General features: G+C 40.2%; 24 protein-coding genes, 1 pseudogene and 1 riboswitch. Of the genes and pseudogenes, 9 read left to right on the top strand and 16 right to left on the bottom strand.

Translation table 11 applies throughout. From position 1 onward, the window contains the following. Positions 1-109 precede the first annotated feature (109 nt). Positions 110-1,141, top strand: coding sequence for a S66 family peptidase (locus HT688_RS00585; protein WP_172923452.1), 1,032 nt, complete (start codon positions 110-112; stop codon positions 1,139-1,141). Between the two features lie 51 nt (positions 1,142-1,192). Here the strand turns inward: HT688_RS00585 and HT688_RS00580 are convergent, their stop codons facing one another. Genes HT688_RS00580 through ruvA form a run of 3 tightly spaced genes read right to left on the bottom strand, consistent with a single transcriptional unit; the run spans position 1,193 to position 3,030 of the window. Continuing rightward, positions 1,193-1,867 carry a CPBP family intramembrane glutamic endopeptidase gene (locus HT688_RS00580; RefSeq protein ID WP_172923450.1) on the bottom strand — a complete coding sequence of 225 codons (675 nt, stop codon included), beginning with the start codon at positions 1,865-1,867 and terminating at the stop codon, positions 1,193-1,195. Further along, complete coding sequence (locus HT688_RS00575; RefSeq protein ID WP_172923449.1) at positions 1,864-2,427, bottom strand: DNA-3-methyladenine glycosylase I; 564 nt, start codon at positions 2,425-2,427, stop codon at positions 1,864-1,866. The genes HT688_RS00580 and HT688_RS00575 overlap by 4 nt, the downstream gene beginning before the upstream one ends. Positions 2,428-2,436: 9 nt before the next feature. After that, positions 2,437-3,030 (bottom strand): Holliday junction branch migration protein RuvA, encoded by a 594-nt coding sequence (gene ruvA / locus HT688_RS00570; RefSeq protein WP_000271487.1) that lies wholly within the window; start codon positions 3,028-3,030, stop codon positions 2,437-2,439. Positions 3,031-3,186: 156 nt separating this feature from the next. Beyond that, a riboswitch (FMN riboswitch) is annotated at positions 3,187-3,301 on the top strand. A gap of 132 nt (positions 3,302-3,433) precedes the next feature. Here ruvA and ribD point away from each other — a divergent pair. The 4 genes from ribD to ribH are packed head-to-tail and all read left to right on the top strand — an operon-like array spanning position 3,434 to position 6,847. Beyond that, complete coding sequence (gene ribD, locus HT688_RS00565; RefSeq protein ID WP_001284104.1) at positions 3,434-4,534, top strand: bifunctional diaminohydroxyphosphoribosylaminopyrimidine deaminase/5-amino-6-(5-phosphoribosylamino)uracil reductase RibD; 1,101 nt, start codon at positions 3,434-3,436, stop codon at positions 4,532-4,534. Next, a complete protein-coding gene (gene ribE / locus HT688_RS00560; RefSeq protein WP_000493842.1) occupies positions 4,519-5,154 on the top strand; it encodes a riboflavin synthase in 636 nt (211 codons plus the stop codon). Before ribD ends, ribE begins: the two co-directional genes overlap by 16 nt. A gap of 19 nt (positions 5,155-5,173) precedes the next feature. After that, entirely contained in the window at positions 5,174-6,379 is a 1,206-nt protein-coding gene (locus HT688_RS00555; protein ID WP_031222701.1) for a bifunctional 3,4-dihydroxy-2-butanone-4-phosphate synthase/GTP cyclohydrolase II, read from the top strand. Continuing rightward, complete coding sequence (gene ribH, locus HT688_RS00550; protein ID WP_001099497.1) at positions 6,380-6,847, top strand: 6,7-dimethyl-8-ribityllumazine synthase; 468 nt, start codon at positions 6,380-6,382, stop codon at positions 6,845-6,847. Positions 6,848-7,171: 324 nt separating this feature from the next. Here ribH and mutL read toward each other — a convergent pair whose 3' ends face one another. Next, entirely contained in the window at positions 7,172-9,121 is a 1,950-nt protein-coding gene (gene mutL / locus HT688_RS00545) for a DNA mismatch repair endonuclease MutL (protein WP_023939706.1), read from the bottom strand. A gap of 205 nt (positions 9,122-9,326) precedes the next feature. On the opposite strand from mutL, the gene HT688_RS00540 reads away from it, so the two are divergent. From HT688_RS00540 to HT688_RS00530, 3 genes are all read left to right on the top strand, one after another. Beyond that, positions 9,327-9,767: a LytTR family DNA-binding domain-containing protein gene (locus HT688_RS00540; RefSeq protein WP_000861956.1), complete on the top strand. Its 441-nt coding sequence runs from the start codon at positions 9,327-9,329 to the stop codon at positions 9,765-9,767. Further along, positions 9,764-10,222 carry a DUF3021 domain-containing protein gene (locus HT688_RS00535; RefSeq protein ID WP_023939708.1) on the top strand — a complete coding sequence of 153 codons (459 nt, stop codon included), beginning with the start codon at positions 9,764-9,766 and terminating at the stop codon, positions 10,220-10,222. The genes HT688_RS00540 and HT688_RS00535 overlap by 4 nt, the downstream gene beginning before the upstream one ends. Before the next feature lie 309 nt (positions 10,223-10,531). Continuing rightward, positions 10,532-11,794, top strand: a complete 1,263-nt coding sequence (locus HT688_RS00530; RefSeq protein WP_000075789.1) for an NRAMP family divalent metal transporter — start codon at positions 10,532-10,534, stop codon at positions 11,792-11,794. 292 nt (positions 11,795-12,086) lie between these two features. On the opposite strand, the gene nrdI is transcribed toward HT688_RS00530, so the two are convergent. From nrdI to HT688_RS00505, 5 genes are all read right to left on the bottom strand, one after another. Beyond that, positions 12,087-12,557 (bottom strand): class Ib ribonucleoside-diphosphate reductase assembly flavoprotein NrdI, encoded by a 471-nt coding sequence (nrdI, locus tag HT688_RS00525; protein ID WP_050209058.1) that lies wholly within the window; start codon positions 12,555-12,557, stop codon positions 12,087-12,089. Positions 12,558-12,634: 77 nt separating this feature from the next. Then, positions 12,635-13,168: an ABC transporter permease gene (locus HT688_RS00520; RefSeq protein WP_023935558.1), complete on the bottom strand. Its 534-nt coding sequence runs from the start codon at positions 13,166-13,168 to the stop codon at positions 12,635-12,637. A 60-nt stretch (positions 13,169-13,228) separates the two neighbouring features. Next, positions 13,229-14,515, bottom strand: coding sequence for a response regulator transcription factor (locus tag HT688_RS00515; protein WP_050207614.1), 1,287 nt, complete (start codon positions 14,513-14,515; stop codon positions 13,229-13,231). Between the two features lie 11 nt (positions 14,516-14,526). Then, complete coding sequence (locus tag HT688_RS00510; RefSeq protein ID WP_345789436.1) at positions 14,527-16,197, bottom strand: sensor histidine kinase; 1,671 nt, start codon at positions 16,195-16,197, stop codon at positions 14,527-14,529. Then, positions 16,175-16,789: a YesL family protein gene (locus tag HT688_RS00505; protein ID WP_023935553.1), complete on the bottom strand. Its 615-nt coding sequence runs from the start codon at positions 16,787-16,789 to the stop codon at positions 16,175-16,177. The genes HT688_RS00510 and HT688_RS00505 overlap by 23 nt, the downstream gene beginning before the upstream one ends. Before the next feature lie 134 nt (positions 16,790-16,923). Here HT688_RS00505 and HT688_RS00500 point away from each other — a divergent pair, with 134 nt between their 5' ends. Next, a complete protein-coding gene (locus HT688_RS00500) occupies positions 16,924-17,493 on the top strand; it encodes an MptD family putative ECF transporter S component (RefSeq protein ID WP_000415698.1) in 570 nt (189 codons plus the stop codon). A gap of 195 nt (positions 17,494-17,688) precedes the next feature. Here HT688_RS00500 and HT688_RS00495 read toward each other — a convergent pair. The 7 genes and pseudogenes from HT688_RS00495 to HT688_RS00465 form a co-directional block, all read right to left on the bottom strand. Beyond that, positions 17,689-17,913 (bottom strand): annotated as a pseudogene (locus HT688_RS00495) (hypothetical protein); the annotation flags it as partial. 16 nt (positions 17,914-17,929) lie between these two features. Further along, positions 17,930-19,174, bottom strand: coding sequence for an MFS transporter (locus HT688_RS00490; protein ID WP_025170636.1), 1,245 nt, complete (start codon positions 19,172-19,174; stop codon positions 17,930-17,932). 184 nt (positions 19,175-19,358) lie between these two features. Further along, entirely contained in the window at positions 19,359-20,228 is an 870-nt protein-coding gene (locus tag HT688_RS00485) for a helix-turn-helix domain-containing protein (RefSeq protein WP_050223307.1), read from the bottom strand. Between the two features lie 130 nt (positions 20,229-20,358). Beyond that, on the bottom strand, positions 20,359-21,051 hold the full coding sequence (locus tag HT688_RS00480) for a methionine ABC transporter permease (RefSeq protein WP_000444653.1): 693 nt from the start codon (positions 21,049-21,051) through the stop codon (positions 20,359-20,361). A 1-nt stretch (position 21,052) separates the two neighbouring features. Further along, positions 21,053-22,114 (bottom strand): methionine ABC transporter ATP-binding protein, encoded by a 1,062-nt coding sequence (locus tag HT688_RS00475; RefSeq protein ID WP_000085651.1) that lies wholly within the window; start codon positions 22,112-22,114, stop codon positions 21,053-21,055. Further along, positions 22,107-23,480, bottom strand: a complete 1,374-nt coding sequence (locus tag HT688_RS00470) for a M20 family metallopeptidase (RefSeq protein ID WP_050223309.1) — start codon at positions 23,478-23,480, stop codon at positions 22,107-22,109. The genes HT688_RS00475 and HT688_RS00470 overlap by 8 nt, the downstream gene beginning before the upstream one ends. A gap of 99 nt (positions 23,481-23,579) precedes the next feature. After that, positions 23,580-24,434: a MetQ/NlpA family ABC transporter substrate-binding protein gene (locus HT688_RS00465; protein ID WP_000694496.1), complete on the bottom strand. Its 855-nt coding sequence runs from the start codon at positions 24,432-24,434 to the stop codon at positions 23,580-23,582. Positions 24,435-24,524 lie beyond the last annotated feature (90 nt).

The raw sequence follows: 24,524 nt of genomic DNA, 5'->3' as shown, positions 1-24,524 counted from the left end.
TTTGAAGAGATTTTCGAAGAGTATTAAAAGTATTCTTCTGAAATCCCACATAGCTTTCTCTTATATTTTGTGATAAAATAGGCTCAATCTATTTCTAGGAGGATGAGATATGGTTTCTACTATTGGTATTGTTAGTTTATCTAGTGGCATTATCGGAGAGGATTTTGTCAAACACGAAGTGGACTTGGGTGTCCAACGTCTCAAGGACCTGAGACTCAATCCTATCTTTTTGCCCCATTCGCTAAATGGATTAGACTTTATCAAGAACCATCCTGAAGCTCGTGCAGAGGATTTGATTCATGCCTTTTCTGATGATAGCATCGATATGATCCTATGTGCCATCGGTGGAGACGATACCTATCGCTTACTACCTTATCTTTTTGAAAATGACCAACTACAAAAGGTTATCAAACAAAAAATTTTTCTTGGCTTCTCAGATACAACCATGAACCATCTCATGTTGCATAAACTAGGAATCAAAACTTTTTATGGTCAATCCTTCTTAGCAGACATTTGTGAATTAGACAAAGAAATGCTAGCCTATAGCCTTCACTACTTCAAAGAATTGATTGATACGGGAAGAATCTCAGAAATCCGCCCTAGTGACGTTTGGTATGATGAACGAACTGATTTTAGTCCCAAGGCTCTGGGGACACCTCGTGTCAGTCATGCAAATACCGGTTTTGAGTTGTTGCAAGGAAATGCCCAGTTCGAGGGGAAAATCCTCGGTGGTTGCCTAGAATCCCTCTACGATATCTTTGACAACTCTCGATACGCAGACAGCACGGAGCTCTGCCAACAATACAAACTTTTCCCTGACTTGTCAGACTGGAAAGGAAAGATCCTCTTGCTAGAGACAAGCGAAGAAAAGCCTGATCCAGGAGACTTCAAAAAGATGTTGCAGACTTTAAAGAACACTGGCATATTCGCGGTCATCAGTGGACTCCTGGTCGGAAAACCTATGGATGAAACTTTCTATGACGACTATAAAGAGGCACTATTGGATATTATTGACAGCAATATCCCGATTATCTATAATCTAAATGTCGGCCACGCAACTCCAAGAGCCATTGTTCCCTTCGGAGTCCATGCTCATGTAGATACACAGGAACAAGTCATTCGCTTTGACTATAACAAATAAAGCTGGGAAAAGTTTCTCAGCTTTTTCTCAGTATCATTACTGGTATTTTCATCACATACTACTGATAGCTAAAATGATCAAGGAGAGGCTGTTGCTTAACATGTGAATAAGTAGAGGATAGTAGATATTCTCCTTTTCTTTCACATAAGTAATAGAAAGGGCAAGGCCAGCACCTAGATAACCGACTGCACCGACCCACTCGGATAGATCCAAGCTGTGCATATGAGTTAAGGCAAAAGCAAGGCCGGCTATAAAGATACTCAGCCAAGTTGGCAGACTTTTTCTCAAATATCTCAATAGAGTTTGACGGAAAATTAATTCTTCTACCAGAGGTCCAATAACACAAGCAAAAACAGCTATCAGTATTGGTTGCTCTTGAAAAGTGCTTTGAATATTCGACTGGTTTAGACCTTGTCCGACTAGCCCAAAAAACTGCTTCAACATCTCTGATACAAATTCAAAGACAACAGTCATCAGAAAGAGAAAAAGCCATCCTGTTAAGACGCCAAAGAAGAATTTCCTTTTAGTCTTTCTAATCTCATTCCATTGTTTGATCAATCTATCCTTAAATAAAAAAGAACCATATAGAGCTAAAACTACATAAACTAGATAATTTGCAATGGCAGATGGCATCAAGAAAGACAGCAATTTAACGCCATCAAATACAAAGAGAACTGTATAGAGAATCGCAAAAATCAGAATTCCCTTATTTTTGTTAGACATCATTTAAGCCCCTTCCACTCACAATCGTTCTCGTGGTCATCAACCAACCCTGAAGCCTGCATAAAGGACAAAACAGCGACTGGGCCTGTGAACTTGAAGCCTCGTTTTTTGAAATCTTTGGCTAATTTCTCAGACAAGGGTGTTTTAGCTGGGGCTTGGTGGTAATCGGGAACATCATTAACGATCGTTTTCCCCACAACAAAAGACCAAAGATAGGCATCAAAAGAGCCATATTCTTCCTGTAGTCGTAGAAAGGCTTGGGCGTTAGCGCGTGTAGCAAAAATCTTGGCTCTATTTCGGATGATGGCTGGATTGTCTAACAAGGCTTCCAATTCGGTATCGGTCATCTCTGCGACTGCTTGAATTTGATAGCCATGAAAGGCTTCTCGGAAAGCTTGACGTTTGTTGAGTACCGTTTCCCAAGACAGGCCTGCCTGATAGGTTTCCATACACAACAACTCAAACAATGCTTGGTCATCATGGAGGGGCTGACCCCACTCCTCATCATGATAGGCGATGTAGAGCGGGTTGGTCATCTTGACCCACGAACAACGTTTTGTCATTCTCTGCTCCTATTTGACCAACATTTTAAGGGCCGACTTGATATAGTTCTCAGCTGTATCTGTCGTTCCTTCAAAGAATTTCTTGATTTTCTTGAGCTCTGTTGCCTTGTAACCCAGAGCCAACATGGCTTCCATAGCTTCTTCTAATTCTTGGTTTTCAGCACTTGCTTGCACTGCGACCTTGGCAGGAAGGTCATCTCCTGCAACTACTACCTTGCCTTCCAAGTCCAGCACCATCTGCTGGGCTGTTTTCTTGCCAATTTTAGGGAACTTGGTCAAGTAGGTGATGTTCTTGGTTTCAATGGCTTGAACCAAGCCAGCATTGTCATCGGCAGCGATAATGGCGAGAGCTGATACAGGGCCAATCCCAGAAACCGAAATCAGACTAAGAAAGAGCTTTTTCTCATCCTCTGAGCGAAATCCATAAAGCAAATGGGCGTCCTCACGCACAACCTGATGCACATAAATCTGAGCCTCCTGATTAACCTGACCTGAATAGGCATAAGGATTGGCCACATGCAGGATATAACCAATACCATTGGTTTCAAGAACAATGTATTTGGCAGTAATTTTGGTAATGATTCCTTTTAAATATGCGTACATAGTGTTCCTTCTCTCTTATTTCGTTTATCTAGTATATCATATTTTCTTTATCCGAGGAGCGAGAATCGATTATCACAAATACAGTATATCAAAAACAATCGGTATTTATCTGTTGACATATTCAAAATTAAGTACTATAATCATCTGTAATTGAATAACTATCTTCAGGGCAGGGTGCAATTCCCTACCGGTGGTATAGCCCACGAGCCGAAAGGCATGATTTGGTGAAATTCCAAAGCCGACAGTATAGTCTGGATGAAAGAAGATAAAAGTATATTTGTGCTTTTTGCGTGCTCTGAAATGATTACTTGTCATTTCAGAGCATTTTTGTTAATCGCATAAGTTTTCTTTTGTATGCCTTGAGTAGTTCCCTATTCAAGGTATATTTTTTGGAGGTAGTGAGATGAGCGATTCAAAATATATGAAATTAGCAATAAAACTGGCACAAAAAGGGGCTGGTTACGTCAACCCCAATCCTATGGTCGGCGCAGTTATTGTAAAAGATAATCACATCATCGGACAAGGTTATCATGAGTTTTTTGGTGGCCCACATGCTGAGAGAAATGCTCTTAAAAACTGTAGAAAATCCCCTGTCGGAGCGACGCTTTATGTAACACTTGAACCCTGTTGTCACTTCGGGAAAACACCTCCCTGTATAGATGCTATAATCGATAGTGGTATTACAAGAGTAGTCATTGGAAGCCTAGACTGTAATCCTATTGTATCTGGAAAAGGAGTAAAGATACTTGAGGAAAATAATCTTCAAGTTACTGTTGGAATTTTAGAAAATGAGTGTCTTAACTTAATAAAAAGTTTTAGAAAGTATATTACCCAGCATGTACCCTATGTTTTTATGAAATATGCAATGTCAATGGATGGAAAAATAGCCACTAAAACAAATCAATCCAAATGGATTACTGAAGAAGAAGCAAGAAAGCATGTGCATCAGTTACGACACCATGTTAGTGCAATTATGGTGGGAGTCAATACTGTTATTCAAGACGATCCTTTGCTGACATGTAGATTGGAGGAAGGGAAAAATCCTATCCGTATCATATGCGATACACATTTACGAACTCCTCTTACCTCTAAAATCGTAAAAACAGCAAATGATATTAAAACTTACATTGCCACTTCCTCTGAAGACAAAAATAAAATGAAGCTATATCAAAATCATGGCTGTGAAATACTTTCCATAAAGAAAAAAGGCAATCATATAGACTTATCGAGTTTAATGCAACATCTAGGAAACATGCAGATTGATAGCCTAGTTCTAGAAGGGGGCAGTCTAATGAATTGGAGTGCTTTGGAACAACAAATTGTTGATGAGCTGAAAATATATATTGCACCAAAAATTTTTGGAGGCAGTGCCAAGTTTCCTGTCGGAGGTGAAGGCATTTCTTTGCCAAATGACGCTATTAGATTGAAACCTTATGCTTTTTCTCAAATAGGAAATGACTATCTCATAGAAAGTGAAGTGATTTATCCATGTTCACAGGAATAATTGAAGAAATCGGAAAAGTTGAAAGAATACAGAAAGACTCTCGTAATTGTAAACTATCAATTAAAGCCTCAAAAATATTAACGGATATCCATTTAGGCGATAGTATAGCAGTAAATGGTATCTGTCTTACAGTTACTCATTTCAATCATCAATCCTTTACAGTTGATGTAATGAATGAAACATGGAGTCGAACAGCTCTTACTCTATTAAAACATGGAAGTGAGGTGAATCTAGAAAGAGCCTTATCTGTCAACGGTCGACTTGGGGGTCACGTCGTTACAGGACACATTGATGGTACAGGAAAAATCTCGTCAATAAAAAAAGATGATAATGCTGTATGGTATCAAATCAACACACAAAAAGAAATTTTAGATTTAATAGTTGAAAAAGGATCTATTACAATTGACGGCATTAGTTTGACTGTCGCTAAAGTCTCCAAAGTAAACTTTTCAGTATCTGTTATCCCTCATACCTTGGAACAAACCATTCTTAAGAGTAAACAAGTCGGGAGTACAGTAAATCTTGAAAATGATATCTTAGGTAAATATGTGCAAAAACTGATGGATAATTCTCCAAAATCAGAAATATCTAAGGAACTATTATATCAAAATGGATTTTAGCAGAAAGGATAATCAGTCAATGGAATATCGAAAAATACAAGAAGCATTAGAAGCATTGCAGAAGGGACGACTTGTTCTTGTTATAGACGATAAGGATAGAGAAAATGAAGGAGACTTAATTTGTTCTGCACAAGCAGCTACAACAGAAAATGTTAATTTTATGGCTACTTATGCCAAAGGATTAATTTGTATGCCTATGAGCGAAAGTTTAGCTAATCAATTAATGCTTTCACCTATGGTTGAAAACAATACAGATAATCATAAGACTGCTTTTACAGTTTCAATTGATTATAAAGAAACGACCACAGGTATTTCTGCCGAGGAAAGAGGACTGACCGCACGTATGTGTGTAGCTGAAGATATAACACCCTCTGATTTTCGCAGGCCAGGACACATGTTTCCTTTAATTGCAAAAAAAGGTGGTGTTCTAGAAAGAAATGGACACACAGAAGCAACTGTTGATTTATTAAAATTAGCTGGACTAAAAGAGTGTGGCCTATGTTGTGAAATAATGAATCATGATGGCAAAATGATGAGAACAGATGATTTAATTCAGTTCTCGAAGAAACACAAGATTCCACTAATTACCATCAAAGAATTACAAGAATATAGAAAAGTATATGATCAGCTGGTAGAACGAGTTTCAACTGTCAATATGCCTACTAGATACGGTAATTTCAAAGCAATTAGCTATATAGATAAACTAAATGGGGAACATCATCTTGCTCTTATTATGGGAAACATAGAGGATGAAGCCAATGTATTATGTCGGGTCCACTCCGAATGTTTAACAGGAGATGTTTTAGGCTCTTTACGTTGCGATTGTGGACAGCAATTCGATAAAGCTATGAAAATGATTGTTGAGAATGGTTCGGGTGTCTTACTTTACTTGCGACAGGAGGGACGAGGAATTGGACTTATCAATAAATTAAAAGCCTATCATTTACAAGATCAAGGCATGGATACGCTTGATGCCAATCTTGCATTAGGCTTTGAAGGTGATTTAAGAGAATATCATATTGGAGCACAAATGCTTAAAGACCTAGGACTACAGTCACTACATTTACTGACAAATAATCCTGACAAAGTTGAACAGTTAGAAAAATATGGAATTACCATTTCCAGTAGAATACCAATCGAAATAGAAGCCAATCCTTACGATAGTTTTTATTTAGAAACAAAGAAAAATCGAATGGGTCACATTTTAAATATGGAGGAAAAATAAATGAACACTTATGAAGGTAATTTAGTAGCGAACGATATTAAAATCGGTATTGTTGTAGCGAGATTTAATGAATTTATAACTTCAAAATTATTATCTGGAGCACTGGATAATCTCAAAAGAGAGAATGTAAACGAGAAAGATATCGAGGTGGCCTGGGTTCCAGGAGCTTTTGAAATACCTCTGATTGCATCAAAAATGGCAAAAAGTAAAAAATATGATGCAATTATCTGCTTGGGAGCTGTCATTAGAGGGAATACAAGTCATTATGATTATGTATGTAGCGAGGTATCTAAGGGAATCGCCCAAATCAGTTTAAATAGCGAAATCCCAGTTATGTTTGGTGTGCTAACGACAGATACAATTGAACAAGCCATAGAACGAGCTGGCACTAAAGCAGGAAATAAGGGTTCTGAGTGTGCACAAGGCGCTATTGAAATGGTCAACCTAATTCGTACATTAGACGCATAGAACAGACTCTACTTTTAGACGAATAAAGAAACTTGGCAAAATCGCAATTTAATACTCTGTGAAAATCATAGAGCAAACTAGGAAACCAGTCGCAGAGTGGTAAAACACAACTTCGATGTTACAGACAAAACTAGCAAAATTAGCTCAAAACACTGTTTTGAGATTACTGATAAAACTGACCTGGTTTGAAGAGATTTTCGAAAAGAATTAGGAAAAAATGAAGTAAATATTTCTATGATAAAACGCATAAAATCAAGGTTTTTGAACACCTGATTTTATGCGTTTTTCTGATTTTGAACATTTTTCCCAGACTTTTTTATACTTTTAATATTTCCCCAACTCACGGAGACTGGTGTGATTTTCCTGAATACGTCGGAACATCTTTTCCATATCCGACTTGGTAAAATGCACCAAAACAGGACGTCCGTGAGGACAGTTATAGGGATTGTCACATTGAGAAAGCTGATAGAGGAGTTGTCTAGCTGAATGATCATCAATACGATGATTGGCCTTGATAGATCGCTTGCAAGACATCATGATAGCCAGCTCTGCTCGGTATTTCTTGATAGAAACTTCCTTGGTCAAAAGGAGCATGTCGCACATCTCATAGATGCCTGATTCAATCTCTTCTTCTGCCATCCAAATAGGATGTTCACGTAGAATAAATTGATTTTCTCCGTACTCTGCTAGAAAGACGCCCACTTCCTCTAAGAGAGGCATTCTTTCCTTGAGACGCAGGGCATCATCCGCAGGAAATTCAAAGATATAGGGCACTAGGAGTTGCTGCTGGCTCTGGTCAACATTGCCAATGCTTTCACGGTACTCCTCGTACTTGACCCGTTCCTGAGCAGCGTGCTGATCTATGATGTAAAGTCCATCTCGCCCTTGGGCAAAGAGATAAGTCCCGTGCATTTGTCCGAAAAACTCCAACTCTGGGAAGCTGGATGCTTCTTCTCGCTCCAGTTTGTCATAAGCCTTATCGATGCTAGCAAGATCTAACTCTGGATGGTCTAGCTGGTCGTAGTTAGCAGGTTTTCTCTCTGCAAAATGCAGTTTTGCTGGCTTGGTCAATCGGTCCAAGGTTTCCTTGGCAAACAGGGTCAAATCCTGCCCTTCATCAGTCAATTCTACCTGATAATCAGCCACCTCAGCTTGACTAGGTATTGTCGGCTCAGTTTTCTCATAGTAGAGCGTATTTTCTTTGAGTGGGAGAATAGTTTGCTCCACCTTCTCACGATTACGCACGGTCGATTTGGCAAGATTTTCCAAGGCATCTGGAATCAAGGTTTGTTCCTTGAGACTATTTGCAATAGCTTCTGAGACCAACGTCATCAGTTCTTTTTCCTTGGAAATCCGCACCTCTTGCTTGGTTGGATGCACATTGACATCCGCTAGATAAGGGTCGATATGAATGTGAACGACAGCCAGTGGAAAACGCCCCACCATGAGCTTACTGCCATAGCCGTCAAGAATTGCACGATTGAGCAGGAAGTTCTTGATATAACGGCCATTGATAAAGAGGCTGATATAATTGCGGTTAGCCCGAGTCAACTCAGGCAAGGACACAAAACCTGAAATTTCGAAATCTAGGTCAGAGTTCTCAATTTCAATCATCTTCTTGGCACTGACCAAACCGTAAATCCCTGCGATTGCTTGGCGCAATTGACCAGTCCCTGCTGTCCGCGTCATTTCCTTGCCATCACTAATCAAGCTAAAAGAAATCTCAGGATGGGCCAAGCCCAGACGGTTGACGATATCAATGATATGAGACAACTCTGCTTGCTGGCTCTTCATATACTTGAGACGGGCAGGCGTGTTGAAAAAGAGATCCTCCACACAAACCTTGGTTCCCACAGGACTAGTCGCTGGGATGACTTCCTCAACTTCACCCCCACGCGCTACTAACTTGGTTCCATGACTAGCACCATCCACCGCCGTTAACAGAGTCAAGACACTAACAGACGCAATAGAAGGCAAGGCTTCACCACGAAAACCAAGCGTCCGAATCCGAAAGAGGTCTGCTTGATTTTTTATCTTACTAGTCGCATGACGACGCAGAGCCAGCTCCACCTCATCGTGGGCAATTCCATGACCATTATCTGTGATTTGGATTTTCTTGAGACCAGCTTCCTCAATCTCAATGATAATCTGACTAGAACCAGCGTCAATAGCATTTTCTACCAACTCTTTGACCACACTGGCAGGACGTTCAATGACCTCCCCAGCTGCAATCTGGTTTGCCAACACCTCTGGTAATTCAATAATATGAGACATCTTTCAGCCCCTTTCCGTATCTATTTTCCTAGAAATTGATTAGTGCTATTATACCATATTTCAGAAAGAACAGAAAAGCTCCACCACATAGGAGCCCAATCCCTCCACATAGACAAGGTTCCTTGCCATGGGCTATAAAATAGTGTTTAATAAGGATATACAGGAAGTGATCACAACCTTGTATAACTGAAAAGGAGAGAAAACTATGAAAGTAGAACTACAGATTAGTGAGACTTACGAGGAGGAAAAGCTGATTGTCCAAGCACCTCAAGAAACCGAAAAAGTCCAGAAAGTCATCGAGTTCGCAGAAAATCTGGACCAAAGAGAAAAAATCAAAGGAAAAATCGATGATCAGGTCTATCTAGTTGAGATTGGCAAGATTCAGCGCTTCTATATCGAGAATCGGAAGGTTCTAGCAGAAACCGCGAGTCAGACCTACAGCATTGATTTGCGACTCTATCAGGTTCTTAAACTCTTGCCAACCAATTTTATCCAAATTTCCCAATCAGAAATCATCAATATCGATTCCATCTCTCACCTCAAGCTCACGCCAAACGGTCTGGTAGAAATTTTCTTGAAAAACGAAAGCTTCACCTACTCTTCACGCCGTTATCTAAAAACCATCAAGGAGAAATTAGAACTATGAAAAAACAAGTATTTCACGATGCAGCTGCCGGTGTTCTTATCGGCCTCATCCTCTCTATCCTCTTTTCACTCATTTATGCACCAAATACCTACGCACCACTAAATCCCTACTCTCTCATCGGTCAAGTGATGGATCAGCATCAGGTTCACGGTGCCTTGGTCTTGCTCTACTGCACACTTATCTGGGCAGCCATTGGTATGCTCTTCAACTTTGGCAACCGCTTATTCAGCCGTGACTGGAGCATGCTTCGTGCCACTCTGACTCATTTCTTCCTTATGCTGGCTGGCTTCGTCCCACTAGCAACTCTTGCTAGTTGGTTCCCTTTCCACTGGATTTTCTACCTCCAGCTCATTATCGAGTTTGCGATTGTCTATCTCATCATCTGGGCTATTCTCTATAAAAGAGAGGCTAAAAAAGTAGATCACATCAATCAACTCTTGGAGCATAGAAAATAGGCACCTCATAATAAGCAAATCCGAGAAAGAAACTTCTCGGTTTTTCTTTATCCTGCTGCACCTTACTATAGTGAAATGAAATAAGAACAGGATAAATCGATCAGGACAGTCAAATCGATTTCTAACAATGTTTTAGAAGCAGAGGTGTACTATTCTAGTTTCAATCCGCTATATCATAACAGTTATTTCAGATCTTCTTTGTAAATTTTCTATCTTTTTTCAAAATACTCTTGCATTTTTCCAAAATTTTTTGTAGAATATAGATTACATATCCAGATTATTCTGAAAATTCAAAAAGGAGTATTTATCATGTCGCAAGCTATTTCCTTAAATCAATCAACCTGGGCAAGCAAGCTAAAAGCAATGGGACCTGGAATCCTAATGGCAACTGCCGCTGTTGGCGGTTCTCACATTGTATCTTCCACTCAAGCTGGCGGTTCTTACGGTTGGTCTCTACTTCTCTTGGTCATCTTAGCTAATGTCTTTAAATATCCATTTTTCCGTTTTGGTGCTGAATACACCGCTGATACTGGAAAGACTTTGGTTGAAGGTTATGCCGAAAAAGGAAAACTCTATCTCTGGATTTTCTTTATCCTCAATGTCTTTTCGGCTATGGTCAACACGGCTGGTGTTGCCATTCTGTGCTCAGCTATCATCGCCAGCGCCTTCCCAATGATTGGTCTTAGCATCACTCAGTGGTCCCTCATTCTCGTTGCCATCATTTGGGCTATGTTACTCTTTGGAGGCTACAAACTTTTAGACGGCATGGTCAAATGGATTATGTCTGCTTTGACCATTGCGACTGTTCTTGCAGTTATCATTGCGGCGGTCAAGCATCCCGAATACAGCTCTGATTTTGTTGAGAAAACACCTTGGCAAATGGCAGCTCTGCCCTTCATCGTCTCCCTCCTAGGATGGATGCCGGCTCCTATTGAAATTTCAGCTATCAATTCACTTTGGTCAGCTGAAAAGAGAAAGACCGTCAACTTTAACACAGAAGACGCTCTGTTTGACTTTAACACTGGTTATATTGGAACAGCTATCCTAGCCGTCTTCTTTGTGGCACTGGGAGCACTGATTCAGTATCCTACAGGGCAGGCGGTTGAAGCCGCTTCAGCCAAATACATCTCTCAATTCGTGGGCATGTATGCCTCTGTTCTTGGCGAATGGTCCCGTTACTTGATTACCTTTATTGCCTTCTTATGTATCTTTGGAACAGTTATCACTGTTATCGATGGCTATTCTCGCGTCAATCAGGAATCTCTCCGACTGCTAATCAGTCAAAAAGAGGACAATCGTAAATCTTTGAACATCTGGATGACCATCACTGCTATCATCGGTATCGTCATTATCAAGTTCTTCGCTGGTCAGGTATCAACCATGCTCCGCTTTGCCATGATTGGCTCTTTCCTGACAACACCATTCTTCGCTCTTTTGAATTATGCCTTGGTAACGCGTGAAAACAAAAATCTTCCTTCTTGGCTCAAACACCTTGCCATTGCAGGATTGATTTTCCTCTTTGGCTTCGCCATCTTCTTTATCTACGCACTCGCAATCGGAAAAGCAGGGTAAGGGACAAGCGCGAGATGAAGATAAGGTTTCATTTCAAGAGAAAATTCAGCAAATATTTCTATGATAAAAAGCATAAGAACAAGGTTTTGAAGACCTGAACTTATGCTTTTTTACGTTCTTAAAGACTGTTTATACTCAAAAAACAGTTGAACAACTTCAACCACCTCTTATAAGAACTTTATACTATTCGAGAATCTCTTCAAACCACGTCAGCTCTATCTGCAACCTCAAAGCTGTGCTTTGAGCAACCTGCGACTAGCTTCCTAGTTTGCTCTTTGATTTTCATTGAGTATTAATTCTCCTTTTCCAACTCATACAAATCTGCGATAATCGCTGCAACACGTTTGATATCTTCCAGCATGCCTCTCATTTCAAAGTCAGCCAAGACAGGGAAACCAAAACGTTGACTGTATTGCTTAGCTGTCAGGCAGTATTGGTTATTAAAGTTACGATTTCCTGAGCCAACCACGCCAAAACACTTACTAGCATTGTCACCATAGGCGATAAAATCCCCCACTGGTGTCGTCAATATCTCGACATCTCCGTTATCCACGCCATTCCCACCTTCTAGGTAGGTTGGCAAAAAAGCGACATAGGGATGGTCCATTTCATAGAAATCTTGGCCTTCCTTGACCAAATCTTTGATATGAATCTTTTGGACCTCAATCCCCTCGTACTGGGACAAGAGATAGTCTTTCAAGCGCGTCACAAAACTCTCAGTATTGCCACTCAAACTAATATAAACTAAAGAAATTGTCTTCATATTTTCCTCCATGATTTTATTTTTAATCGAAAAAGAACTACCAAGATTGTAACTTGATAGCTCTTTTTTGTCAATACTTAAGCAAGATTTTCTGCTTCCTCTTCTTCTGCCAAGGCTTTCTGCTGACGCCATATCTTGTAGAAGACAAGGGCTAGGAAAAGAACATTGATGACGATAGAGAGAATGCTAACGGCTTGTGAAATAACACTTATCCCTAAACGCATGGTTTCATCGTGAACTAACTGCACAGCATCCTGTAAACCAACATAGCCATAAATCGAACCAATAATGGCTAGCAAAACATAGCCGACATAAGTATAGTTTGCATATTGCAAATTCTTACGAATAAGGAAGACAATCGCTACAACCACTAAAATAGCAGATAGCACAATCAAGGCCATATTAAAAATAGAATGAGTTGATTCTGCTACTCTATAGCTGTAATTGATGTTGTCTTCTAATTGCTGAGCACTGACCCCTGCAACTTGTTTCTGAGCGGCACGAAGGGCTTCTTTGCTAGGTAAGGGACTCAACATTCCAAACAGAGACATAGCTGAAATAAGGGCAGACAAGATTAGCAAGACCCATAGATAAATTGGTTTCTTTTTCATAATAGAACCTCCTGATAATATTATTCATATTATAGCACTTTTTGCAAAGGAATACAAATCTTATAGTATCGTTTCTACCTGTTTTCGGTAAGCTTTTGGCGATTTTCCGCACAATTTTCGGAACACTTTATAGAAATATCCAAGGTTACTGTAACCAACAGCATAACAAATATCTTCGATACTGTCACTGGTTGAAAGCAAGAGCTGCTGGGCAGCCTTAATACGTTGTTTGTTTAGTAACTCTGCAAAGGTCGAATCGGTTTCTCGCTTAATCAACTGCCCTAGATAGACAGGATTGATAAAGAGAGCCTTACTGATATCCTTGAGGGAAAGCTCTTTTTGGTAATCACGACCAATGACTTCCAGCACACTGACCACATTTTCATTCATACGGTATTGACCGAAAAAGCTGGTCAGAGTTTCCTTGATATAAGAAACCAATTCATCGAAGGCTTGAATAGCATGAATGGTTTTGACAATGTCCGTCATATCATCAGCTTTGAGATGTTCAAACAAGTGAAAGACATCCATGACAAACTGGATAAAAAGCTGTTTGGTAATCGGAACACGCGGTGTATTTTCAAGAACCACTTTCTCCAAGAGGTTTAACTCTTCCACGATTTGATTGAGATTCCCCTGAATGATAACCCTATAAATCGGTTCGTAATAGGCAAAGAGACTCTGAGACTGTTGTAGATTTACAGAGCCGTAAAAGAGGGCTTTCTCAGCATTCAGCTTCCAGCCTTCAAAGTGTTCTTGATAGGGAGCTTCAAAGGGAGTAACGACTAAACCATCTAGGGGTTGGTCAGAAATGAAAATCTGCCAGTCTTGACCCAATACATAGTAGGGAATGGTGAAGGAACCTTGCTTTTCCTTGGATAGACCTATCCACCAATTCTCCTTACCTCCTAAATAACTGACAAATCCAGCCTCATCTAAATCTTGACTGAGGGTCTGACTTTTCTTTCTTCTCTCTCCAAGCTGACCTGCAATCTTCTCCAGCAGATTTCCTAACTCTACCTTATCAACAGGCTTGACCAAATAGTCCACTACACTAAGGTTCATGGCTCTTTTTACATAATCAAACTCCTGATAACCTGAGAGCAAGATATAGGCAGCATCTGGTAAGATTTCTTTCATCTCCCGAATCATATCAAGCCCTGTTTTGTCGGGCATATTGACATCTGAAATGATGACATCGATGGGATTTTCCTGAACATATTCTAGGGCTTCATCGGCATGACTGGCTGTTGCGACGACCTCCATATCCCAATTATCAAAGGGAATCAAACGTTTCAGACCTTCTGTCACCATGTACTCATCATCTACTAATAATACTTTATACATTTTCTCCCTTTCTACTCATCTTGAATTGTAATACGATACTGAACACCTGCTTGCTCTGCAGACTCTACACTAATAGCATATCGTTCCCCAAAATAGAGCACAAAACGCTCATGGACATTGACAATCCCGATAGACTGCCTTTGATCACTGTAGCTGTCTTGGTGTTCAAAATGTCTCTGACTTAATTTTTCTCGAATATTTGCCAGCTTTTCAGCAGACATCCCACGACCATTATCTACCACTAAAATTTCCACAAAACCATCCTGTTTAAGAGCCTTGATGCTAATCACATTATCTGTCCGTCTATGGTCAACACCATGCGCGAAATAATTTTCTACCAGCGGTTGCAAGGTAAACTTAGGAATTTTCATATTCTCTAACTCTGGATCTATCTTGAAACCATAGGCAATGGACTTGGGATAGCGAACCATGCAGAGGTAGCTATATTTACGGCAAAATTCTAATTCCTGTTTGAGGAGGGTCTCTCTTTCGTCGGAAATATTGTTACGCAAGAGACTACTGAATTCATAAATGATATCTGCCAACTCATCTTGACTCTGCATAACTGCATACATGCGCAAGAACTCCAGCGTATTATACATAAAATGAGGATTGATTTGCGCCTGCAAGGCTCGCATATTGGCATCTTTTTGACTAAGCTCTAACTGGTAAATATCATGGATATTCTTTTCCAAGCGATCCAACATATCATTGGTCGTCTCCGCGATTAGGAGTAATTCCTGATCTTTTTCGGAAATGTCAATCCGACGCCCCTCTTCGCCTTGAGCAATGACTTGAATGGATTCTACTAAATCCACTACCTGCTTTTGGTAATTAGCAAAAGTCTGCCTCAAAGTCAGATAAAGAATGATAATAAAGAGAAGGCTCAAGCCCACAATCAAAGCAGAGCTAGTCACTGTTCCTTGTAAAACAAAGTTTTTGGGAACTGCCACCTGAACCTGATATCCATGAGAGGTTAAGCCAACTAGCCAATTTTCACTCTCCTTATCAACTGTTTCACCAATATGAAAAATCTCCGTATCAAAAGGTGAGGTCACTGTTACTGCCATCGGAGTATGACCTCTAGTATTATCAATGGCATGGTATAAAACAGCAGGATCCAAGGAGATGTAAATCACTCCTAAGTCTTGATCTGACACTGGATCTGACACCGGAATGGCAAAACTATTTCCTGCTGGTTTGAAATCATAAGCCCTGATTTTTTCTCCACTACGTTTGTCTTTAGTAGAAACATAGACTTCCTTGTAATCTTGAAAAGCAATGGCCACTCCAGTTACAAAATCATTTCGAACATAGAGGTCATCAACATTTTCATGCAGAGAGACTGATACATAAGGCGAAGCTTTCCGCTCTAATTGCCAGTAAAAATAGTCTGGCATGCTAAGGCTAAAGTATTTATAGATTCCCTCAATACGAGCTTGATTTTCAACTAAAGCCTGAGCTATCTGGGTTGATTCTCTATGGTAATATTCAATTTCACTCACTGTTCTAGCAGTTACACGCTGGGCTACTCTCTGGGCTTCCTTTTCCCGTGAATCCCAGTCAGCGTAAGAGAGTAAGATTGCAAAACTCGCAATAATAATGATCATCACTGAACTGTAGGTTCGCAGAAGCGTATGTAGCCAAAACTGCTTCATCCTACTTTGTCGCCAATTTTTCATGGATACTTTCATAGACCGGTTCCAACATATCACTGATAAAGAAATGCCACATCCCAATTCCTACAAAGAAAAGCAGAGCAGGCATATAGTAACCAATTGCTACAAGTAGCACGGTCCCAAGGAGAACCTTGACCACAGCTGCTAGGCTCATAAAGATGCCAATCAAGGATAGTTTGAGGCTATTTCGATAGGACAAATCAAAATAAACTTGTAATTTCAAAGATACTGTATAAGCCAAAAAGATCAGGGCAACTACTAGAACATTTAAAAAGGTCGCAATCAAATGAACAATGGTCTGATGAGGCAATTGTACCAAGAGATACAGGCCATAAACCAAAACTAGATCCACTCCTAGAAAGCTATAGAAAATCAGGTTGCTTGAGACAAAATTTTGCTTATAAAGAGACCAGGCCTCCTTCAAACTGTATTCCCGAAAGCTATAACCATGTTCTGCATATAGGCTCATCAAGGTGGCACTAGCAGGCGCTAGACCAAGGATAATCCCTCCCACCAAGGTTAATAGCCAAAAGAAGGCTGTCGCAATCATCCCTAAAAAGAAACGATTAAAGACAAAGTCTAAAAATCTCCCCATGATATCCTCCTAAAAATAACTATGAAACTATTATATCATATTTCAAGCGTTTTCAAAAACTTCTAGTATCCATTTACAATCCCATCAAACCATGGTAAAATGAGAATTGTGAAAAAATGATCAGGAGACAATTCATGGAAAAATCTATCTTAACTACACTGCTTTTTGCAGTTCTTTACTTCCTCTGCATGGGGATTGGTGTTCTTTTGGGCAATCTCCTTGACCAAACTGGAAACATGTTTTATGCGCCTGCTTTTACTGCCCTTGTCGGCGGTAGCGTCTATATGATTCTAGTCGCAAAAGTTCCGCGCTTTGGAGCCGTTACCACTATCGGTCTTGTTATTGCTCTCTTTTTCTTGGGAACTAAACACGGTGCCGGTGCCTTCCTTCCTGGAATTATCTGTGGGCTGCTAGCAGATGGAGTAGCTAACCTCGGAAAATACAAGAACCAAACTAAGAATTTCCTTTCTTTCATACTCTTTGCCTTTAGCACAGCAGGACCAATCTTACTCATGTGGATTGCACCCCAAGCCTATATGGCAACCCTTCTAGCAAGAGGAAAATCGCAAGAATATATCGACCGTATCATGGTTGCGCCAAACCCTGGAACTGTCCTTCTATTTATCGCAAGTATTGTCATCGGAGCCCTAGTGGGTGCCTTGATTGGACAAGCCTTGAGTAAAAAATTTGCACAGAAAATCTGATTAGTTAAAAAGAGCCAGGCGGCTCTTTTTTATTTATGGCTCAAGACTTGGTCAAGAAGTCTCCCAAGAATTGATACTCTTCGAAAATCTCTTCAAACCACGTCAACGTCGCCTTGCCGTAGGTATATGTAACTGACTTCGTCAGTCTTATCTCCAACCTCAAAACAGTGTTTTGAGCAACCTGCGGCTAGTTTCCTACTTTGCTCTTTGATTTTCATTGAGTATGAATTTAAAGATAATCAAAATGATAATGATGGTTGCCAAGATAGTTTTATCGTGATTGTAGCGGTTAAATCCATAAGCGATGACTACGTTACCAATACCGCCAGCTCCAACCGCACCAGCCATAGCTGTTTCACCAACAAGGGAAATCAAGGTTACAGTCGTCACACGAATCAAATCTGGAAGACCTTCTAGTAAGCCTGATTTGCCTAGGTTAAACTTTTTTACCTGAAAAACTTCTTTTTTCTAGTGATAAAATCAACCCTATCACACTCACTACCAAAAATACCCACCAACAAAGCCTGATATCTTGCAAAGCTAAGAAGGAAAATACAGACATCCCCAAGGGTAATGTTAGGGAAAAAATCATACTCAAGAGATTATTACTTCTAGCTAATACATCCGCACTCAAATTAGACAGTAACAGAGTATCTAATTTAGGCATTGATTTCGACATCAAATACATGACAAAGGCTAAGCAAACAACACCTACTAGAGGAGAAAAATCTAAAATATTAGCAGTAGCAAGCAATACAAACAGAATTGCATTGAGCGATAACAAGCTTGAAAAAGACCATTTCCCAAAATAATCATGGGGAGTTAGGCTACCAAGAATAGCTCCTCCCAAGCTAACACATTCAATTAAAAATAAGGCTTGAGCATAGCTGAAATGATAGATAGTATGGTCTAATAAGTAAAAGTGATAAATACCTCCAACAGCTCCTCCCAAAGTATTCATTACCAAAATGACAAGAATAATTTTAAACAATGATTTACTTTCTCTCTGTCTAAAGATATCATCCATGTCCGCATAGATTGCCTTAACTTGTTGAAGTAAACTAATAGGTTCATTCTCTACTGTTACAGACAAATGCGTCAATTCTCTTCTATTTTTGAACAAAATAAGAGAAGATAGTAAAAAGAAGCCAGCATTCACAATTGCAACAAAAGAAAAATCTTGGTGGCTTGTTGTGAGTAACCACACTCCTAAGGCTTGACCTCCTAGATTTGATAAATAGGAAACAAACTGAGTAAAGGAATAAGCTTCATAGAGCTTATCTTCTGAAATATTATGCTGGATAATCGGCATACGAAGGCCTGCTGTATAATCCGATAAAATATCTGAACAGATATTAACCATACAGATAAAAGCAAACGTCACGAAGTTCTGATCATGAATCACACTAGCAATCAAAAGAAATAGTAGACTTTGCACACAACCAACCCAAATAATTGTCCCTGCTTTATTCCGAGTATGATCAGCCTTAATCCCAGCATAAAAAGTAAATAGGAAAGGTAAAATCGTAATCATATTCGCCATAAATACAGCTATATTTTTAAAGGGTAGACTCGCAGCATAAACAATAAATACCAGATTATAAATATAAGCTCCACTTGAGCTTAAAAACCTCGATAAGGTAAGTATTCTAAATAAATGATGTCTTAAGAATAGTTTCATAACAGGTCTTTCTCACATTTCAAAGAGTATTCTATTGAATCCAGTCTAACAAAAAAAGCGGGGCTCCCCACTTTTTTGTAATATATTTTTTCTGAAAATAGAAACTCTAGCGCCTAGAAACTACTAATTATCACTCCATCTACAAGGCTATTTATTTTTCATCAGTCGATGTAACGAGAATATATTACAAATCTTTATTTGAAAGCTGATTTGCAAAATAGTTTTCATAGTATCTTGCACCATCTATATACTCTAAATCTTGTAAGATTGTAATGCCCCTCTGGATTTTTTCAAGACCCTTATTTTCTACTTTAAAAATCGTATCATAATACCCTTTAGCAATCATATAAATGATTTTAAGATAAGCTTGAGATTCTGGTAGATCTCGTTTTTCAATCTGAAAAACAAAATAGTCTGCTTTTAATTTATCCTTTTCCTCTATCGCTTTAAAAAGTCCATTAATTAAAATGGTATCAATACCGACTTTGTTACTAGGTAAAGAGCCTAATAAATCCGTCTTTTGCAACATCTCCCTAGAATATTTAAAATAGAGGGGCAGAGGAAACAAAGTAGAAATCGTTGAAAATAGTTCCAATTCATAATTTCCCCAGATATCAATAGTAAAAAAATAGTCATAGAGAAAAGTCAGTTCTTCATCCGTTGCCCTTATTTCTGAATCAAAAAACACAAGAAGGCTTTTGATACGAATCATTTGTAAAAGATAGCTTTTTTCACCACTTGATCTATACTTTTGAATCGTCTCTTCATACAAGGCGTGGAGAGAATCAATCCCTTCTCTATCATATAGTTCCCAGAGATTTTCTTGAAAAGCCAAAGCCTTTTTCTGAGAAAAACCACGTACCAAGTACATAAATTCATTCAAATCAGAGTGGATGTTATCTAAGGCAGTAATCAATTTCATAGATGATAAGTCTGCTTCTCCACGCTCAAATTTGCTCAGCATGGAATAAGTAAACTCTCCTCCCGTCGCCTCCTGTAGAGATACATTCCGACTCTTTCTCAATTCTTTAAAAACTTCTCCCAGATTTTGCATATTGACTCCCCACAATGCTTAACTCTCTAACTCATAAAAGTGATGATTGATAGCAACCAGTACAGAAAATTTCAAGTCTTGACGATAACGACAACTCCTATGAATGATGTACAGATTGCCTAGCCCTTTTTTATTTATGGCTCAATTTCTTGGTCAAGAAGTCTCCCAAGAATTGGATTGTAAAGATAATCAAGATGATAATGATGGTTGCCAAGATGGTCACATCGTGATTGTAGCGATTAAATCCATAAGCGATGGCTACGTTACCGATACCACCAGCTCCAACCGCACCCGCCATAGCTGTTTCCCCAACAAGGGAAATCAAGGTCACAGTCGTCACACGGATCAAATCTGGAAGACCTTCTGATAGGTAAACACCCACGATGTCCCAGAAAGTCGCTCCGCTCGCTTGAGCCGCCTCAATGACACCACCATCCAATTCAGCCAAGACAACCTGCACTTGACGGGCAAAGAAGGCAAAGACCGCAAAAGATAGGGGTACGATAGCTGCATTTGGACCAATGCTTGTTCCTACGATTAGATGAGAGAAGGGTGACAAGACTGCCAAGAGAATGATGAAAGGAACCGCACGGAAAATAGAGGTAATCTTATCTAAAATCCAGAAGACGACCTTATTTTCCAAGACACCACCTGGCGCTGTCAAGACAAGGAAAAGACCTGCCACCAGTCCCAAGAGCCCTCCGATGATAAAGGAAAGAACTGTCATATAAAGGGTTAGGTAGATGGCTGTTCCCCAGCCTGCTTGACCAGCCCAGCCCATCTTATAGACATTTGGTAAATAGGTTTGAATCAATGATTCCATCTTACTGTCCTCCCTTCAATACTTTTAGTTGTACACCTGCTTGACGAATGGCTTCTTGGGCACCTGCCAACGCTGCTTTTTCACCTGACAAGACTACAACCAATTCTCCAACAGGAGTACCATCGAGAATTTCGATATTCCCATAGAGAATATTAGCCGTTACTTGGTAATGCTTGTACAACTCATTCAAAAGTGGCTCGTCTGTTGAAGCCCCTGCGTACTTGAGCTGCACCAAAATGCTGTTTTCAGACAAGTGTTCCACGATTTCTTGCTTCTCGATTTTGACCATGGCTTCGTCAATACCTGTGGCTGTTGAGATAAAGTCTTGAGTCAAAGGTTGTTTAGGGTCTGAGAAGATTTCAAGCACACTACCCTCTTCAATCAAATGCCCGTCCTGCATAACCGCCACACGGTTGGCAATATCTTTGACAATCTGCATTTCATGCGTAATCAAGACAACAGTCAAGCCTAATTTTTGGTTCAAATCTTGCAACAAGGCCAAAATCTGCTTGGTTGTCTTAGGGTCAAGGGCAGAAGTTGACTCGTCTGAAATCAAGATTTTTGGATCATTTGCCAAGGCACGCGCAATGGCTACACGCTGTTTTTGCCCTCCAGATAGTTGTGAAGGGTAGTTTTCAGCACGATCCGCCAAGCCAACCAAGTCCAACAACTTAGCTACTTTAGCCTTCTTTTCTTCCTTGCTGAGTCCAGAGTGTTTAAGGGCAAAGGCTACATTCTCCTCTGCAGTCTTCTGGCTCATCAGGTTAAAATGCTGGAAAATCATCCCGATATCTTGACGTTTACGACGTAACTGCTCTGCCGTCAAGGCCACCTTGCCATCAAAAATCACATCATCGTCAATGGTAATTTTCCCTGCAGATGGCTTTTGCAAGAGATTAATCACCCGTACAAGGGTTGATTTCCCTGCTCCAGAATATCCAACAATTCCGTAAATATCCCCTTCTTGGATGTGAATGGTCACATCCTTGACCGCTGTGATGGTTCTCTTCTTTTGGTGAAAAGTCACATCGATCTGATCTAACTTGATAATATCTCTACTCATAGCTTCTAATCAGCTCCTCTACTAATTCAATATGGGTGTAGTAATCGGCGATTCGCACGTTCTCATCTCCACCGTGGTCTCGGCTGTTGGCATTTCCTAGACCGAAGGCCACCATTGGCACCTCTAGGGCATCAAAGACCGTATGCATAGGTCCTGTCCCCGCTGTCGTCGGCAAGACTGAAACGCCCTGTGGATAGAATTTCTTGGCCAACTCGATCACATTGAGAATGGCTGGTGCGCTCATATCGCTTCGATAGCTCATCTCTCCCAAGGTATAGTATAATTCTACCTTATCAAAGCCATTTTTGTCTAGCTGTTTCCGAATTTTTTCCAGAACATCATGCGGTTCTAGACCAGGAACCAAACGAACTTCTAACTTAGCGCTAGCTTCTGCTGGCAAAATAGTCTTAACCCCTTGCCCTTGATAACCTGACTGAATCCCTTCGATATTAAGAGCTGGTTCAAAAAAGAAACGTTTTAGAAAGGCTGCACGCTCCTCTTGTAAGAGAGGCAATTCCAAACCATAAATCTGGCTGATTTCCCCTGGATTGCGTTGAGCGTAAGTGTCCACCAAGGACATTTCTCGTTCATTTGGCTCTTGTACTTCTTCGTACAAACCTTCAACCAAGATACGGCCATCCGCAGCACGAAGAGACTGTAAGGCTTGGAGGAGATACCAAGGAGCTGATTCCACAACCCCACCATAACTCGAGTGGATATCCACATCAGCACTTTTCACCTTGGCATCAAAGGTCACAATCCCCTTATTTCCACCAGAAATTTCCAGCTGTTCCAAGGCATTTTTGGTTCCTTGTTCCCAGACCAACAAATCCGCCCCACGGAGTTTATCCGCATGCTTTTCCAAATACTTATCCAGGTCTGTCGAAGCCGATTCCTCCGCTCCCTCCATGATAAAACTGATATTGACAGGCAGGTCATCGTGGTGCTGCATGTATTTTCTCAAAGCACTCAAACGAGCTGTGATATGACCCTTGTCGTCATCAACCCCACGTCCATACATGAAACCATTGCGCACCGAAAGCGTAAAGGGATCCTCTGTCCAGACCTGATCTCCGTCCGCTGGCACAGTGTCATAGTGGTTATAGAAAATCAGGGTCTTGGCATCTGGACGTGAACTCTTGAAATGCGCCATGACAAAAGGCGCCGTGTAAGTCTCATCAATCTCCACTTCAGCCCCCACACGCTTGAAAATCTCACCCAGATAGTTTGCGACTTCCTTAAGTCCAACCTGCTGGGCAAAGACCGACTTCTTAGAAATCAAGGTACGCAAAACCTCAAAATAATGCTGGGCTACATGATCCTTTTCAAATTTTTCAATCTGTTCTTGTTCACTAGGAAAAACCATATTCTCTCTACCTTTCTATGAAACTATAGTCTTCTTTACAATCCATGCTCTATACAAAAGCAAGAGGTGGAATTCTCTCTCCCACCTCCCTGTTTCTTATTACCAAACTGGTTGATCCAAACCGTCTGATGTTTCTTCGATAACTTTTTTCACTTCATCTGTATGGTAAGCTGCGATCACTTTCTTGATAGCATCAGCTTTTGGTGATGTTTCCCAATCTTTTTTCGCAACGATGATGTTGTACCATTGTTTTGAATTTTCATCAGCTTGTTCTTTGAAAAGTGCTTTCTTGTAGTCCAATTTTGCTTCTGTAACGAAGGTATTGTTTACAACAGCAGCGTCAACTGATGACAATGAACGAGCTGTTTGGCTAGCATCCAATTCAGTGATTTTCAAGTTCTTTGGATTTTCTTTGATGTTAGCAACTGTTGCAAGAGCAGTTCCTGAAACGTCCAATTTAATCAAGCCAGCTGATTGAAGCAAGTAAAGCGCACGGCTTTCGTTTGTAGCATCGTTCGGTACAGCGATTTCTCCGTTTGCTGGGATGTCTTCTACTTTAGTGTACTTGTTGTCACTTCCATTCAAACCTGAGTAAAGGCGGATTGGAGAGATGTAAGTATCAGCAATCGCTACAAGGTCTTTCCCGTTTTCTTTGTTCCAGTTGTTCAAGAAGTTATAGTGTTGGAAAGCGTTCAAGTCTACTTCGCCATCAGCAGTTGCCTTGTTTGGTTGTGAGTAGTCTGTGAACTCTGTAAATTCCAAAGTGATTCCGTCTTTCTTAACCAATTCTTGAACTTTATCCCAACGAGCTTCTTCAGAACCGCTACGGTTGACAGTTGCGATTTTGATAGTTGTTGCATTGTCTGCTTTCTTTTCTGAGTTTCCGCAAGCTGCAAGAGCCAAACCTGCGACTGTAGCAAGGGCTGCTAGGCCAAGCCATTTTTTGATTTTCATGATTCTTTCTCCTTAAAAATAATACCGTACTAGTATCTCATACTTTGTTTTATTTCACAAATTGTTATTAGATAGTCAGATATATAGTTT

This window comes from Streptococcus sp. 1559, from assembly GCF_013276735.1.
Taxonomy (GTDB): domain Bacteria; phylum Bacillota; class Bacilli; order Lactobacillales; family Streptococcaceae; genus Streptococcus; species Streptococcus pseudopneumoniae.
Note: the sequence above shows the minus strand (reverse complement) of the source record. Positions and strands in the feature narration are given on the sequence as shown.